The 14,515-nt window shown below is 70.0% G+C and carries 13 protein-coding genes; 9 read left to right on the top strand and 4 right to left on the bottom strand.

All coding sequences use genetic code 11. The annotated features are described in order from the left end of the window. Positions 1–124 precede the first annotated feature (124 nt). The 5 genes from BBK82_RS25065 to BBK82_RS25085 all read left to right on the top strand — a co-directional run bounded on the left by BBK82_RS25065 (position 125) and on the right by BBK82_RS25085 (position 4,799). Complete coding sequence (locus BBK82_RS25065) at positions 125–751, top strand: Pvc16 family protein (RefSeq protein WP_065917196.1); 627 nt, start codon at positions 125–127, stop codon at positions 749–751. Then, positions 748–2,712 carry an ATP-binding protein gene (locus tag BBK82_RS25070; RefSeq protein ID WP_065917197.1) on the top strand — a complete coding sequence of 655 codons (1,965 nt, stop codon included), beginning with the start codon at positions 748–750 and terminating at the stop codon, positions 2,710–2,712. Before BBK82_RS25065 ends, BBK82_RS25070 begins: the two co-directional genes overlap by 4 nt. Further along, positions 2,712–3,152: a hypothetical protein gene (locus BBK82_RS25075; RefSeq protein ID WP_065917198.1), complete on the top strand. Its 441-nt coding sequence runs from the start codon at positions 2,712–2,714 to the stop codon at positions 3,150–3,152. The genes BBK82_RS25070 and BBK82_RS25075 overlap by 1 nt, the downstream gene beginning before the upstream one ends. Before the next feature lie 65 nt (positions 3,153–3,217). Next, positions 3,218–3,970, top strand: a complete 753-nt coding sequence (locus BBK82_RS25080) for a hypothetical protein (protein WP_154697480.1) — start codon at positions 3,218–3,220, stop codon at positions 3,968–3,970. A 112-nt stretch (positions 3,971–4,082) separates the two neighbouring features. Continuing rightward, the gene (locus BBK82_RS25085) at positions 4,083–4,799 is read left to right on the top strand and encodes an eCIS core domain-containing protein (RefSeq protein ID WP_065917200.1); all 717 of its coding nucleotides are present in this window, start codon (positions 4,083–4,085) and stop codon (positions 4,797–4,799) included. A 4-nt stretch (positions 4,800–4,803) separates the two neighbouring features. On the opposite strand, the gene BBK82_RS25090 is transcribed toward BBK82_RS25085, so the two are convergent. From BBK82_RS25090 to BBK82_RS25105, 4 genes are read right to left on the bottom strand one after another with little or no spacing between them, the layout of a single operon-like run. Next, entirely contained in the window at positions 4,804–8,100 is a 3,297-nt protein-coding gene (locus tag BBK82_RS25090; RefSeq protein WP_237047570.1) for a phage tail protein, read from the bottom strand. Between the two features lie 51 nt (positions 8,101–8,151). After that, positions 8,152–9,102, bottom strand: coding sequence for a hypothetical protein (locus BBK82_RS25095; RefSeq protein WP_065917201.1), 951 nt, complete (start codon positions 9,100–9,102; stop codon positions 8,152–8,154). Then, the gene (locus BBK82_RS25100; RefSeq protein WP_065917202.1) at positions 9,099–10,310 is read right to left on the bottom strand and encodes an MFS transporter; all 1,212 of its coding nucleotides are present in this window, start codon (positions 10,308–10,310) and stop codon (positions 9,099–9,101) included. Before BBK82_RS25100 ends, BBK82_RS25095 begins: the two co-directional genes overlap by 4 nt. A gap of 33 nt (positions 10,311–10,343) precedes the next feature. Continuing rightward, positions 10,344–11,705, bottom strand: a complete 1,362-nt coding sequence (locus BBK82_RS25105; RefSeq protein WP_065917203.1) for a CBM96 family carbohydrate-binding protein — start codon at positions 11,703–11,705, stop codon at positions 10,344–10,346. A 291-nt stretch (positions 11,706–11,996) separates the two neighbouring features. On the opposite strand from BBK82_RS25105, the gene BBK82_RS25110 reads away from it, so the two are divergent. Genes BBK82_RS25110 through BBK82_RS51720 form a run of 4 tightly spaced genes read left to right on the top strand, consistent with a single transcriptional unit; the run spans position 11,997 to position 14,511 of the window. Continuing rightward, complete coding sequence (locus tag BBK82_RS25110) at positions 11,997–13,511, top strand: phage tail sheath family protein (protein ID WP_065917204.1); 1,515 nt, start codon at positions 11,997–11,999, stop codon at positions 13,509–13,511. A 24-nt stretch (positions 13,512–13,535) separates the two neighbouring features. Then, entirely contained in the window at positions 13,536–13,979 is a 444-nt protein-coding gene (locus BBK82_RS25115; RefSeq protein WP_065917205.1) for a phage tail protein, read from the top strand. A 23-nt stretch (positions 13,980–14,002) separates the two neighbouring features. Further along, positions 14,003–14,371, top strand: a complete 369-nt coding sequence (locus BBK82_RS25120; RefSeq protein WP_154697481.1) for a hypothetical protein — start codon at positions 14,003–14,005, stop codon at positions 14,369–14,371. Then, on the top strand, positions 14,368–14,511 hold the full coding sequence (locus BBK82_RS51720; RefSeq protein WP_170067961.1) for a DUF6760 family protein: 144 nt from the start codon (positions 14,368–14,370) through the stop codon (positions 14,509–14,511). Before BBK82_RS25120 ends, BBK82_RS51720 begins: the two co-directional genes overlap by 4 nt. The last annotated feature ends 4 nt before the right edge of the window (positions 14,512–14,515 follow it).

The following is a 14,515-nucleotide window of genomic DNA, read 5'->3' on the forward strand; positions in this document are numbered from 1 at the left end:
AGTACTTGCAGACGTCGGTGGCTGACGGGTGGGGTCGTAGTTGCCCGTTGGGGCAGCCGATCGTGTCCGTGGGGACGTCACTGCGCTGGTCGATTGCCGCGTGGTGGCGCGCGATCGTGGTGGGATGATCCACGAGGTCGATGAGGCGCTGCGGCGGCTGGTGCGCGACGAGGCGTTGCGCGGGTCGGACCTGGACGTCGCGTTCGACGCGCCGACCAAGGACTGGGCGGCGCGGCGGAACGCGCCCACGGTCAACATCTACCTCTACGACATCCGCGAGGACATGCGGCGGCGCCAGCGCGGGCTGCTCAACGAGTACGACGCGCAGGGCCAGGTCGCCGCACGCCACCTGCCGCCACGGCACATGAAGCTGTCGTACCTGGTGACGGCGTGGACGCAGCGCGCGGAGGACGAGCACCGGCTGCTGTCCGATCTCCTGGTGGGGTTCCTGCGTTATGACGCGGTGCCACCTCCGCTGCTGACCGGGTCGCTGGAGGCGCTGGCGTTGCCGGTGCCGATGACGGTCGCGTTGCCACCACCCGAGGACCGGGCGTTCGCGGACGTGTGGAGTGCCCTGGGCGGTGAGCTGAAGCCGTCGCTGGACGTCGTGGTGTCCGCGCCGGTGTCGTCCGGACGCAAGGTCGACGCCGGGCCGCCCGCACGGGAGGGCGTGCAGCTGAACACGGGCGCGGACCGGGTGCGGCACACCGTCTCCGGCGACGGGGTGTCGATGCGCCGGGTGACGCAATGATCTTCGAGCGGCTGGCGGCGCTGGAACGGCGGATCAGGGCGGCGGTGGCGTCGCGCCGGGCCACCGACCCGAGCCCGGACGACCCGTTCCGCGGGCTGTACCTGTCCGACGAGGTGATCGACGCGTTGCTGGACAGTGCGCGCGACCCGTTCGCGGGCTACGTGGACGTCCCCGCCGACGGACGGCTGGGGCGGCTGGCGTCGGTGGCGTGTCTGTCCGATGTGGACGTGGAGCTGCTGCTCGTGGCGCTGGCACCGGACGTGGACAGCCGGTTCGAGCAGTTCTACGGGTACCTGAACGACGACGTGACCCGCCGCCGGGCGACCGCGGGGCTCGCGTTGCGGTTGTGCGGGCTGGCGGAGGCCTCGTCCACCGGGCGGTCGCGGCTCGACCGGGGAAGTCCGCTGGTGCGGTCGGGGATGGTGGTCGTGGAGGACCTGGACCGGCCGCTGCTGTCGCGGTCGCTGAGGGTGCCCGACCGGGTCGTCGCCCACCTGCTCGGCGACGACCGGCCGGACCCGCTGCTGGCCGATTTCGTGACGCTGCCGGGGGAACCGGTGCCGCTTCCGGGTGCCGAGAGGCTGGCGCGCGGGATCGACCGCGGGGTGCGGCTCGTCTACCTGCGCGAGCATCCTGGTGGCGGGGCGGCCGAGCTGGCCGTTGCCGCGTTGGCACAGGCGGGTTTTCCGGCGCTGCTGGTGGACTCCGCGCGGATGACCGACGCGGTTGCCGTTGTGCGCGAGGCGTTGTTGCGCGGCGCGGGCGTTGTCGTCGGTTCGGTCGACCCTTCCTTCTCCTTGGACCCGCTGTTGCACGACTCGGTTCCGCTGGTGGCCTTCGGCTCCGGTGCCTGGGAACCGCGCTGGACCCGCGTGCCACCGTTGCAGCACGAGGCCCTCCAGGTGCCTTTCGACGTGCGGGCCTCGCTGTGGCGCACGTCGTTGGAGGGCAGGCTGGCCGCGGGCGTGGACCCGGCCGAGGTCACCGCGCACTTCGTCCTCGGTCCCACGCAGATCTCCCGTGCCGCCTCCGCCGCCGCGGTGTCCGCACTGGCCGAGGACGGCGCGGTCGACGTCCGCCACCTGCGCGCGGGCGCCCGTTCCCAGAACGCCGGCGGCCTGCAACGCCTGGCCCGCCGCATCGAACCGGCCGTCTCGTGGCGCGACCTCGTCCTGCCCGTCCCGGTGACCTCACTGCTGCAGGAGCTGGCCGCCCGAGCCCGCCACCGCGACCGCGTGATCGACGAGTGGCGCATGCGCCCCGGCGGCGGCCGGGGCCGGGGCGTGACGGCGCTGTTCGCCGGCGACTCCGGCACCGGCAAGACGATGTCGGCCGAGGTGATCGCCGCGTCTCTGGGCCTGGACCTGTACACGGTGAACCTGGCGACCGTCGTCGACAAGTACGTCGGCGAGACCGAGAAGAACCTCGAACGCATCTTCGTCGAGGCGGCGGGCGTCAACGGCGTGCTGCTGTTCGACGAGGCCGACGCGATCTTCGGCAAGCGCTCCGAGGTCCGCGACGCCCACGACCGCTACGCCAACATCGAGAGCGCCTACCTGTTGCAGCGCATGGAAACCTTCGACGGCATCGCGGTGCTCGCCACCAACCTGCGCGCCAACCTGGACGACGCCTTCACCCGCCGCCTGGACGTCATCGTCGACTTCCCCCTGCCGGACGTCCCGCTGCGCCGCAACCTGTGGGACCGCTGCCTGGGCGACGCCGTCCCGCGTTCGTCCGATGTGGACCTGGACTTCCTGGCCGGTTCGTTCGAGCTGGCCGGCGGCCACATCCGCTCGGCCGCGGTGACCGCCGCCTACCTGGCCGCCGCTGGTGACCACGTGGTGGGCATGGTCGAGCTCATCGGCGCCGTGGCCCGCGAGTACCGCAAGCTCGGCCGCCTGGTGGGCGAGCGCGAGTTCGGCCGCTACCTCGACTTCGCCACCGAGCGGTTGGTGGGGTAGTGCGAGCGTTCGAGTCCAAGCCGTTCAACCAGAAGAAGACCGTTGCCGCCCGGTCGTCGGCGGCTCCGAGTGGACTGCACGCGCTCCAGCAGTCCGCGGGGAACCGCGCGGTGGCCGGGATGCTCGCACTGCAGCGCGTCGACCACCTGCTGGAGTCTCCTCCGTCAGCACGCGGGGAGGTCGTCGAAGGCACGTTCGACCGCGATCCCCTCTACCTCGACAACTTCACGGGTGGCGGGTTCGAGGTGCTGACCGGGTTGTTCCGGTTGATGTACGCGGACGGGCGAGCGGTCGACTTCCGATACGCCGATGTGATCCGTCAACTGAGGACGGGTGCATCGGAGTCCGCGCTGTTGCCCGCGGCTGCGGACACCGCGGCGGGTAGCCGCACAGTGCGGCTCGCCGTGCGTTTTACTACCGGAGCACGGACACCGGGCTGATCCACCCCGCACATGCCACGCGGGAGACACTTCCCCATCTGGCGGCGTTCCTCGACGCGGTGGAGGTGGCGCGGCCGCAACGGGAACGCGAGATCATCATGGCCCTGATCGACGGGGCGGTGGCCGTGCACGGTGTGGCCAGCGGTGTCGTGGCGTCGTCACGCCTGGCCGACGCGGTCAGCAGGCTCAGGACGTCACCGCCGGCCAGCAGACCTCGGCGCGGTGGCGAACCCCGGACGATCTCCGGTGGCAGTCGCCGGGAACGTGAGCTCAGGACTGGTCACCGGCCGGCGAACGACAACGCACTCGACGACGAGGTGGCCGCGGCGACCGGTACGAGAGGCGGCGGACGGACCACGGCGTCCGGAACGCCGCACGAGGTTCGTCCCGCCGGAGCGGACCGCCCGCACAACGCTCACCACACCAGCACCCGCGGTTCCACGAGGCACGACCACCAGGTCGGGATGGCGAGGAGCCAAGCCGACCAGCAGGCGGCGGCCGAACGCGCCGCAGCCGCCCTGGCCCGTGCCCAGGCACGCAGGATGGGCGGGCGGGTGAACGAGGTGCTGAACCGCGTGCGAAACCTGCCGTCCGCCGCGATCGAGACCCTGCGGAACATTCCCGGCAAGTGGGCGCGACTCGACGAAGTCGCTCGGATGCTCCAAGCCGAACGCCGCGGCTACAACCTCAACGCGGCGCTGCTCGGCGAGTCGAGGGTTCCCAGCCAGTTCACCAACGAGCAGAGGCGGGTGCTGGAGGAGGCCCTGACGGACCTCGCGGACCTCCTCGACCACCACATCCACCTCATCGGCCGCTGAGTGCCCGCAAGGGCAGCGGTCGGTGCACCTCTGGTCGCTCCCGAGCATCTGGCCCGCGCCCTTCTGGTTGGTGAAGCTGGACACCTCCGGGATCGGGTAGAGGGGGCGCGACATGCGCGGGTTTGAACACGAGTCCGAAACTTCACCACGCCCCAAGGGCGACCGGCTCTCGCACGACGGGTCCGACCTGCTCGGCAGAGCTGCTGCCGCGAACCGACCCGAGGTCCTCGGCGCTGCGGGCTTGCTCGACCTCCAGCGAGCCGTCGGCAACGCCGGCGTCACCTCCGTTGTGGAGGAAGAACGCTCACCGGTGCACGGGGTGCTGTCGTCCGGCGGCGCACCGTTGGACGCGAACGTGCGTGCGGACATGGAAGGGCGCTTCGGGCAGGACTTCTCCGACGTGCGCGTGCACACCGACTCGGCCGCGCACGCGTCGGCGCAGTCGGTGAACGCCCAGGCCTACACCGTCGGGTCGAACATCGTGTTCCAGAGGGACAGGTACGACCCGGCGTCTGCTGCTGGGCAGCACATGCTGGCGCACGAGCTGACGCACGTGGTGCAGCAGCGGTCCGGGCCCGTGGACGGAACGGATGCCGGTGGCGGGGTGAAGGTGAGTGATCCGTCGGACCGGTTCGAGCGGGAGGCCGTCTCCACCGCTGACCGGATCATGTCGGCGCCGTCGCCAGTCGCACCTGTGCAGCGTTGCGAGGACGAGGCGGTGCAGCGGGTGGTGGTGCAGAGGGAGGACGCTCCGCCCGCCGAGGAGGAGGAACCGGCCGCGCAGACGTTCGTGCAGCGGGCCGAGGAGGAGGAAGAAGCCGCGGAGTAGCTCCTCATGCGGCTTTTCCTGCCTTCTTCACCCGCTCCCAGAGGTGGTGTGCCCACTCGGCCAGCGGCAGCTCCCAGTGCTTGCCGATGTTCTCCTTGGTCGCGAGTTGGCGCAGGTCCCAACCGAGCTCGACGCCGTCCAGCAGCACCAGGTTCGCCAGGTCCTTGCCCGTGGTCTTCTTCTTGGGGTCCATCCGGCCCTCGTACGTCGACCGCGGCGCGAGGATGAAGTCGGCCTTCTGCCCGATCGCGGGATCGGACCGCACCTTCCTGATGAGCGCCTGCAGCTTGGCCGAACACGCTTGGCAGGGGCTGGCGCTGATGGCGAACACGAGCTGCGGCCGGTTGCCGGCGGCGACCTCCTTGCGAACCGCCTCGAGTGCGCGGTCCCAGTGCTGCTCGATCACCATGTCCTCGGCGTGCCTGCCGCCTTTGCCGCCGGTGGCGGACTCGTTGTACTCGCATTGGCCGATCATGGCGCCGTTGACCGTCACTGCGGCGATGACGTAGTTGCGCACGCCTTCGGCCTTGTTCTCGAACGCCAGCTTGAGCTTGTCGAGGTCCGTGCCTTCGAACACCTCGGCCAAGGGGATGCGACGCTGGTCCGGCGGGCTCGCGACCGCGGTCAGCTCGGCCGTCTTGCCGTCCTCGGACGCCGTCAGGTCCAACCTCTTCAGGCCCTGCTCCCGGTAGCGCCGGCGGATGCCGTCGAGCACCGGCTTGGCGGCGTCGATCCGGTCGAGACCGCGCAACTCGGTGTGGGCGTCGCGAAGTGCGTCCGATTTGACCTTCTCCGGCCCGGCTTTCGCGTCGTCCCCCTTCCCGTCCTTCTTGCCGGTCAGCTTCCCGATGAACTTCTTGCCCGCCTTCACGATCGTCCCGACGACCTTGTCGATCACCTTCCCCACCGGTGCCTGGATCTTCGCCAGAATCGACTTGATCTTCTCCGAGATCCCGCCCAGCCCCAGCAGCGACGCCAGGAACCCGAGCACCACCGGCACCGCCTTCGCCAGCGTCTTCTCGATCAACCCCGCCACCGCCCCGACCCCGCCACGAGCGATGGACTCGACCGAGTCGAGCACCGAGTCCACGAACTCCTTGATCTGGGCGGCGCGGTCGACGAAGAACATGACGACGTCGTAGATCGCCTTGCACGCCTTGACGAAGGCGGCCGCAGGGTTCAGCAGCGAGATGATCCAGGTGATGCCGGCCTTGACGATCTTCTCGACCACGAACTCCTTGATCTGGCCGAGCACCATCTCCTTGAGGTCGCCGAGCTTCTCGACCACCCACTTCCACAGCCCGGGCAGGCCTTCGGTGACGAGGATCTTGACGACCTCCAGCTTCGACTCCAGGAACGCGAGCACCGGCTCCGGGATGACCCTGGTGATCCGCGCCCGGACCGAAGCCCAGGTCAGGCCCAGGATGGAAAGGATCATCCGCAGGATGCCGCGTGCGTCGAAGGTGTCGGGGATCTCGATGCCCGCCGACGCGAGGTTGCCGAGCAGCCAGCCCTTCAGGCCGCTCTTCAGGTGCTCCAGGATGTTCGCGGCGAAGTTCATGACACCGGTCTTCACCGCATTGACCAGGTTGCCGAGGAACTCGATCGGCTTCGCGATGATCAGCTCCACGGCACCGGCCGCGCGGGACAGGACGCCGAGCAGCATGTCCTTCAGCTTCACGATCGTGTCGATGGCGCCGCCGACGGCCTCCTTCGCCTTGCTCCACAGGCCCTTGTTCGCCTCCTGCAGGGCCTTGATCTCCTCGTCGACGGCGTTGCGGGCCTCGACGTAGCGGGAGGCCAGGTCCTCGACCAGGGACTGCTGCTTCTCGTCGACCGAGCTCTCCAGCGAGTCGAACTGGTCGCCGAACGAGTCCGCCGCCTCGCCGGCGATCTTGCGCAGCGACGGTGCCTGCGATGCCACCTTCTGCTTCACGCGTTCGCGGCCGTCGGAGATCAGCTGCTTGGCTTCGCCGAGACGGGCGCCGATGTGGTCGGCGATGCCGTTGATGACGCGCAGCATGTGCTGCTCGTAGACCTTGCGCGACTCCAGGAACAGGGCGTTCGCCTCGGCGGGCAGGTCGGCGAAGAGGTCCCACGTCCAGCGCGCGGCGCCCTCGACGCCGGAGTAGCGCTGCTCGCGGTAGCGGCCCATGCGGGCCTTGTGGTCGGCGGTGAAGGCGGCCTTGGCGTCGGCCTCGCCCTTCTCGAACTGCTGGGCGACCTCGCCGTCGAGGGCGTTGAGCACGCCCTCGACCTTGGTCTTGGTCTCGTCGAAGATCGCGCGGATCTCACCGGTGATGCGCGCGCGTTCCTGTTCGTCCTTGGTCTTCGTCGCCGAACGCTGGGCCGCGCCGCGCGTTCCGTCCGCGGTCCGTGCGGTGTTCATGCCGGTGACCGCGGCGGTTCCGGACGCCTGGGCCGCTGCGGCGGCCGAGGTCAGCGTGGCGGCTTCGGCGGATCGGACGGCGGCGGGGGCGGTCGCGGTGTGCTGCTCGCCCTCCTCCTTGGCGGCCAGCGCGCTCTGGAACTCCGGCTCGTTCGACTCGGCCAGCTGCTGGTCGGTGACCTTCGCCTCGGCCATCTTCGCGTGCGTCTCGCACTGGTCGGCGCGCAGGTCGGTCTGCTCGGCGGGTGCCTTGACCGGCACGGCTCTCGCGGTGTCGACCGGGGCGACGGGCGCGGTGGGTGGCTGGACCAGTGGCGTGACCGGCTTCTCGACGGCCTTGCTCGCGTCGGGGGTTTCCTTCGTGCGGTCGGTGACGTCCTTGGCCGAGGTGTCCTTGCCCGCGGCCACCTTGCCGATCACCTCGGACTTCACCGCGTCGGCCTTGCCGGAGGTCGCGAACTTGTCGGCCTCGTCCAGGTTCTGCGGTGCCTGCTTGGCGATCGCGGCGTTCACGGCCGCGACGAAGCCCGCCTTGTCGAAGCCCGCCGGTTTCGCGGCGGCCATCTTGTCGGCCTGGTCGGCCTTGGCCTGGGCGTCCTTGTCGTCGGCGGGCGCGACGGCGGCGTCCTGCGACTTCTTGACCTCGGCCGCGGCCGGTGGGTGGGCCTTGGCGGTCTTGGCCTTGGCGGCGATGTCCGTGCGCACCGAACGGAAGCGCGGGTCGGTCGCGGGCGTGACGGCCGGCGGTGCGGGGGCCGGCGCGGGGCAGGCCCGTTGGACGAGCAGGTCGGAGACGGCCGCGTTGCCCGCCGCCTGTTGCAGGCGCAGCAGGGCCGGGACCGGTTTGCGCACGCGCGGAACCGGCCGGGGCGGCTGGTCGGCGCTCCCGGTGCGGTCGCGGTCCCGTGGCATGCGTTCACTGTTGGTGCGGCCGACCGCCTCCCACAACGTCCATAGGGGCAGTCACCAGGGCGCAGGTGAGCTGGCGTCCGGCACCAGCACCCGCGCCTCGCCGCTGCCGTCCGCGGGCTCGGCCCACACGTCGTTGGTGCCGTCGTCGCGCTGGATGCCGTAGGCGACCGTCCGGTCGTCGATCCAGGCGGGCTGGTCGTCGACGTTGCGGGTGTCGGCGAGCGGGGTGATCTCGCGCGTGGCGAGGTCCAGCACGGACACGCGCCAGCCGCGTTGCGGATCGCCGCCGACGGCGGCCTTGTAGGCGATCCGGGTGCCGTCGGGGGACAGCGACGGGCATTCGACGTTGTCCACCAGCGTCCGGGCCTTGCGGGCCGCGAAGTCGCCCTCGACCAGGTAGCGGTGCCCGGCGGTGGACATGGTGGCGTAGAAGCGGTTGTCGTCGGCGGTGAAGGTGACGCCCCAGAAGTTCGCGTCGGCGGGCAGCTGCGCCATGCCCTCGACCGAGAACTCCTCCAGCGACCGCACGAGCGCGCCCGTCTTCGTGTCCAGGATTCCGGTGCTGGTGGAGAAACCATTGGCGGCGTAGGAGTGCCCGTCGACGAACAACGTCCACGCCACCATCCGGCCGCTCGCCGAGACACGGGTGCGGTTGGGGAACCCGGTCAGCGGGACGGTCCGCAGCTCGTTCAGCCGGGAGTCCAGCACGGCCAGCTCGCCCGCCTTGAGCGCGCCGACCGGTCGCAGGCAGGAGATGGTGCCCGCGGCTCCGTAGACGCGGTCGCAGCGTTGCGCGGTGACCTCCCTGGGGCCGTTCGGGTCGGTGCTGGAGACGGTGGTGAGCTGGCCGTTGCTGAGGACCAGCAGCCGCGGCCCCGACGCCGACCCGGCCGAGATCGAGTGCGCCGCCTCGCCGGTGGACGCGGACAGCGCGGTGTAGCCGACCGCGACGCCGGCCAGCAGCACGGCGGCGAACACGGTGATCAACAGGCGGTGCTTCACGCGCGCACCTTCCTTCCTCCGAGCAGAACGGCGGTGGCGACCAGCGCGATCACCACGGCGACGGCGGCGGTCCTGGTGGCGATCTCCGGGCCGAGGAACTGCCAGGCCAGGCCGAAGAGCACCGACGAACCGAGGTAGGCGAGCGCCTGTCCACTCTGGATCAACGCGATCCCGGTGGTGCGCAGGCGTTCCGGCAGTACCGGACCGGCGAGCGCCATCAGTACGCCGTCGGTGGCCGCGTAGAACACGCCGTACAGCACCACGACGGTGACCATCAGCGGAACGCCGCCGATCGGGCCGTGCAGCAGCAGGTAGACGGCGGTCAGCGCGCCGTACCCGCACAGCATCACCTTCAGCCGGCCGACGCGGTCCGCGAGCGCGCCCAGCGGTGCGGCGAGCAGCAGGTACACCAGGCTGGTGCCGACCGCGAGCAGCGGGAACCAGCCGAACGCCAGCCCTTCCCGCTTCTGCAGCAACAGGTACACGAACCCGTCGCCGATGGTGACCAGCCCGAGCAACGCGGCGGCGGCGACGATCCTGCGGACGGCCGGGTCCTTGAGCAGGGCGAGCTTGAGCGGTTCCTTGCGCTGCAGCGGTTTCGGCCGGTCCCGCACGTAGAGGACCAGCACCAGCACGCCGAACGCGGCGATGCAGAAGCTGGTGACGAACACGGCGTCGAACGACTGGGCGGAGGCGGCGAGCACGGCCATGGCGACCAGCGGCCCGGCGAACGCGCCGATGCCGTCCATCGCCCGGTGCACGCCGAACGCGCGGCCGAGGTCACCGCTGGGGGTGGACAACGTGATCAGCGCGTCCCGCGGTGCTGTGCGCAGACCCTTCCCGGCGCGGTCGGCGGTGATCACGAGCCCGAGCGCGGCCGTGGAGTTGCCGACGGCCAGCAGTCCGAGCTTGGCCACCGCGGAGAGCCCGTAACCGAACCCCGCGACGGCCTTGCGCCGGTTGGTGCGGTCGGCGAGGTAGCCGCCCGCGAGTCGCAGCAGCGTGGTGGCGCCGGTGTAGACGCCGTCGACCAGCCCGTACGCCGCCGGGCTGAGCTGGAGGCCGATGACCAGGTACAGCGGCAGGATCGCGGCCACCATCTCCGACGAGACGTCGGTGATCAGGCTGACCGTGCCGAGCGCGAAGACGTTGCCGCTCAGCCCTTTCCAGTTCGCTGTCTTGGGTCGGTCTACTGTGGATAGGTACACATCGGCCTCCAGCCGGTCAGCTACGGGCGTGCGTCAGTGGCAGTTGGTGGTGCCGCTGTCGGTGTAGGTCTTGCCCGACTCGGGCACGAACTGCCAGTCGAAGCTGTTGCTGTGCAACGTCAGCTTCAGCACACCGCGGGTGCCGGTGTTGCGCGCCTCGCTGTTCGGCTTGATCGTGCCGAACCCGTAGGCGCCCGCCCCGCCCATGCCCGCGACGAACGTCCTGATGCCGCGCGCCGTGTCGAGCGCGCCACTGGGGTTCTGCGGGGCGAACCGCTCGTACTGGTGGTTGTGGCCGAACAGCACCACGTCCGCGTTGTAGTCGTACAACGCCTGGAACAACGGCCTGGTCGCCGTCGACGGCGCGTGGTTGGCCCCGCTGGTGAACAGCGGGTGGTGCCAGTACGCCGCGGTGCACGGCTTCGTGCTCGCCGCCAGGTCCTGCCGCAGCCACTGCTCCTGCGCGCTGCCCGCGGACATGCTGATGTTGGAGTTCAGCGACACGATGTGCCAGTTGCCGATGTCGTAGGAGTAGTACCCGCGCCCGGAAGGCCCGGCCTGCGCCCCGAAGTAGCTGTAGTACCCGGAGGCACCGCTGGTGTGGTAGTCGTGGTTGCCCGGCGAAGGCCGCGTGCGCGCCTTGTGCCGCCCCCACGTGGGCTCGTAGTAGGAGTTGAACTGCGACAACGTCCCGTCCGGGTACACGTTGTCCCCGGTCGTCCAGACGGTGCCCTGGATGTTGTCCAGCAACGCCGCCGTGGCGCTGTCCCCGGACCCGGAGTCCGCGATGTCCCCGGCCCCGACGAACACCGGGTCGTTGCCCGGCTGGGTGCTGCCGGTGGTGATCACGAGCCGCGGCGCCGTCGTGGCCCCCGACTCCCTGCTGTCGTAGTCGGCCCCGTCCGTGCTGCTGGACGTGACCCCGATGCTGAACGTGCCGTTGCCGGTGACGTAGCTCGTGACGTCGACCTCGTACCAGGCGTTGCGCACGACCGCCCCGAGCGACCCCAGGGTGGCGCCGTCGATGGCGGGCTGGGCGTTGGCGGTGACAGCCGCCTCCGACCAGCTCGTGCTGCTCATCGCCCGGAACGTGCCCCCGTTCGGGCTCTCCGCACCGGAGACGTCGTCGGTGTGGATGCGCAGCTTCGCGTTGGTGACGGCCTCGGTGAGCCCGGAGACGGCGAACTTGAGGAACATCCGCTTGACCGGCGAGTTGTCGACGCCGAGCTGCCCGGACGTGCCGTAGTTGGTGCTCGCCGCGGCGTTGTCCACGTACGTGTCCGCGGTGGCGGTGAACGTGGTCGTGGCCGCTTGTGCTGAGGTGGAGGCGGTGATCGTTGCCGCCGTGATGACGACCGTGGTGAGCACGGCCAGTGGAGCCCTGCGACGTGACATGCCAGCGCACTTCCTTGTTGGCGGACATGGGCCGTCGGGAAGGGTAGAGCGCGGTTCATCGGTGGCTGATGATCGTACGAGGGCGGTTTGGTGAACGCCGGAAGAACGACGTTGACGGTCGTCGCGGTGTTCGCTCATGAGCTCGTGGTCGCCCTGAGCGCCCCGGCGACCGGCGTTGCCCTTTCGGGCAGCCGCTGACTCCCTTCGGCACCGCCGCGTGGTCGTGTCGGGTTCTCGCAGGTCGCCGGAGCATGTGTCGAACAGGGTTCCGAACGATCTGGGAGGCCGTCGATGCCCACCTATCTCTCGCCGGGCGTGTACGTCGAGGAGGTGGAGGCGGGCGCCCGCCCCATCGAGGGCGTGGGCACCGCCGTCGCCGCGTTCGTCGGGTTCGCGGCCAAGGGTGAGTACAACACCCCGACGCTCGTCTCGAACTGGGCGCAGTACACCGAGAAGTTCGGCGACTTCGCCGAGGGCTGCTACCTGCCGCTGGCGGTCTACGGCTACTTCCTCAACGGCGGCAACAACTGCTACGTCGTGCGCGTCGGCGGCGACAAGGCCACGCCCGCGCTGCCCGCCGGCGCCCAGGGCGTGCTGGGCGGCTACCGCGTCGCCGCGCGCGAGCTGTCCGCCTCCTCGCTGTCCGTCGAGGTCGCCGACCCGGCGGGCGAGAACCCGCCGGACGACCGCTTCTCCGTGGTGGTCAAGGACAACGGCAAGGTCGTCGAGACCCACCAGGTCTCCGCCAAGCGCGGCAAGGAGAACGTCGTCACGGTGGTGAACGCGGCCTCCAAGCTGATCACGATCACCGAGGTAGCCGGCGCGCCGGTCGCCAAGCCGGACAAGACGTCCGTCGCGTTGCGCGAGGCCCAGGCGCCGCCGCCGGTGCCGCGCAAGGTCGTTCCCGACGACTACGTGGGCGACGTCGCCGACCGCACCGGCTTCGGCGGCCTGGAGGCGATCGACGAGATCACGATGGTCTCGGTGCCCGACCTGATGAGCTCCTACCAGCGCGGCCTGATCACGCTGGAGGGCGTCAAGACCGTGCAGGCGGCCATGATCGCGCACTGCGAGCTCATGGGCGACCGCATGGCGATCCTCGACCCGCCGCCCGACCTCTCGCCGGACCAGGTGAAGAACTGGAAGCAGACCGAGGCCGGCTACGACTCGAAGTACGCGACGCTGTACTACCCGTGGGTCAAGGTCTACGACCCGTCCACTTCGGACAACGTCTTCGTGCCGCCGTCCGGCCACATGGCCGGGATCTGGGCCCGCACCGACGCGGCGCGCGGGGTGCACAAGGCCCCGGCGAACGAGGTCGTGCGCGGCGCCGTGGCGTTGCACACCCAGCTCACCAAGGCCGAGCAGGAGCTGCTGAACCCGATCGGCGTGAACTGCATCCGCTCGTTCACCGGCCGCGGCATCCGCGTCTGGGGCGCGCGGACGTTGTCGTCGGACCCGGCCTGGCGCTACCTGAACGTGCGGCGGCTCTTCAACTACCTCGAGGAGTCCATCATGGACGGAACGCAGTGGGTCGTCTTCGAACCGAACGACGACGCGCTGTGGGCCCGCATCCGCCGCACGATCAGCGCGTTCCTGGTGATGGAGTGGCGCAAGGGCGCGCTGTTCGGCCTGACGCCCGACGAGGCCTTCTACGTCAAGTGCGACCGCGAGACCAACCCCGCCGAGGGCATCGACCTCGGCCAGGTGATCTGCGAGGTCGGCGTCGCACCGGTGAAGCCCGCCGAGTTCGTCGTCTTCCGGCTCGCCCAGATCCAGGGCGGCACCAGTCTGGTCAACGAGTAACCGAGCAGAAGGCGGTTCAGCGTCATGGCACTCCCCGAACTCGACACGTCGGTCGGCCACTCGTTCGGCCTGGAGGTCGACGGCATCACAATCAAGCAGATCTCCGAGGTGACCGGCCTGAAGATGGAACAGGACGTCATCGAGCTCAAGCAGAACACCTCCGACGGCAAGTACGTCGTGAAGAAGCTGCCCGGCCGCAAGAAGGCGGGCGAGGTCACCTTCACCCGCGGCCTGACCGGTGACAACTCGTTCGAGAGGTGGGTGAAGGACGCCCAGTTCGGCAAGATGGGCGCCGCCCGCAAGAACGGCGTGGTCGTCGTCTACGACTACGAGGGCCAGCCCATCAAGCGCTACAAGATCATGCACGCCTGGCCGAAGTCGCTGGAGATCGGCTCGCTGAAGGCCGGCGACACCTCCGTGCTCACCGAGAAGCTCGTCGTCACGTACGAGGAGATGGAAGTCGAGTGAAACGCGGCGGCACCGCTCAGGTCATGCAGACGGAGTTCGCGTTCGAGCTCCCGCGCGGCTACGTGGACTCGTCCGGAACTGTGCACCGTTCCGGCGTGATGCGCCTCGCGACCGCACGCGACGAGCTGGTCCCCCTGCGGGACGACCGGGTCCGCGAGAACTCGGCCTACCTGACGGTGGTCCTGCTGGGCAGGGTGGTCGTGCGGATCGGTGACGTGACGGACGTGCACGCCGGCGTCATCGAGAACCTCTTCGCCTCGGACCTGGCTTTCCTGCAGGACATGTACCGCCGGATCAACAGCGAGGGCCACACCCGGTCCGCGGTCGCGTGCCCGGGGTGTGGCCACGGCTTCGAGGTGGACATCGCGGGCGGGCGCCTGGGGGAACCGTGACGTACGCGCCGGACCGGCTGTACTCGGAGGTCGCGTACGTCGCCTACCACTTCCACTGGTCGCTCGACTCCATTCTGGACCTGGAACATCCCGACCGGCTGCGGTACGTCGCCGAGATCTCGTCGCTCGCAGGGAGGTGAGCCG

Origin of the sequence: Lentzea guizhouensis (assembly GCF_001701025.1) — a bacterium.
Taxonomy (GTDB): domain Bacteria; phylum Actinomycetota; class Actinomycetes; order Mycobacteriales; family Pseudonocardiaceae; genus Lentzea; species Lentzea guizhouensis.

Excerpts from the sequence above, each read along its gene's own strand:
- BBK82_RS25115 (WP_065917205.1), top strand. The coding sequence starts at position 13,536 with ATGGCACTCCCCGAACTCGACACGTCGGTCGGCCACTCGTTCGGCCTG.
- BBK82_RS25090 (WP_237047570.1), bottom strand. The coding sequence starts at position 8,100 with ATGCCACGGGACCGCGACCGCACCGGGAGCGCCGACCAGCCGCCCCGG.
- BBK82_RS25105 (WP_065917203.1), bottom strand. The coding sequence starts at position 11,705 with ATGTCACGTCGCAGGGCTCCACTGGCCGTGCTCACCACGGTCGTCATC.
- BBK82_RS25065 (WP_065917196.1), top strand. The coding sequence starts at position 125 with ATGATCCACGAGGTCGATGAGGCGCTGCGGCGGCTGGTGCGCGACGAG.
- BBK82_RS25085 (WP_065917200.1), top strand. The coding sequence starts at position 4,083 with ATGCGCGGGTTTGAACACGAGTCCGAAACTTCACCACGCCCCAAGGGC.
- BBK82_RS25110 (WP_065917204.1), top strand. The coding sequence starts at position 11,997 with ATGCCCACCTATCTCTCGCCGGGCGTGTACGTCGAGGAGGTGGAGGCG.
- BBK82_RS25070 (WP_065917197.1), top strand. The coding sequence starts at position 748 with ATGATCTTCGAGCGGCTGGCGGCGCTGGAACGGCGGATCAGGGCGGCG.
- BBK82_RS25120 (WP_154697481.1), top strand. The coding sequence starts at position 14,003 with ATGCAGACGGAGTTCGCGTTCGAGCTCCCGCGCGGCTACGTGGACTCG.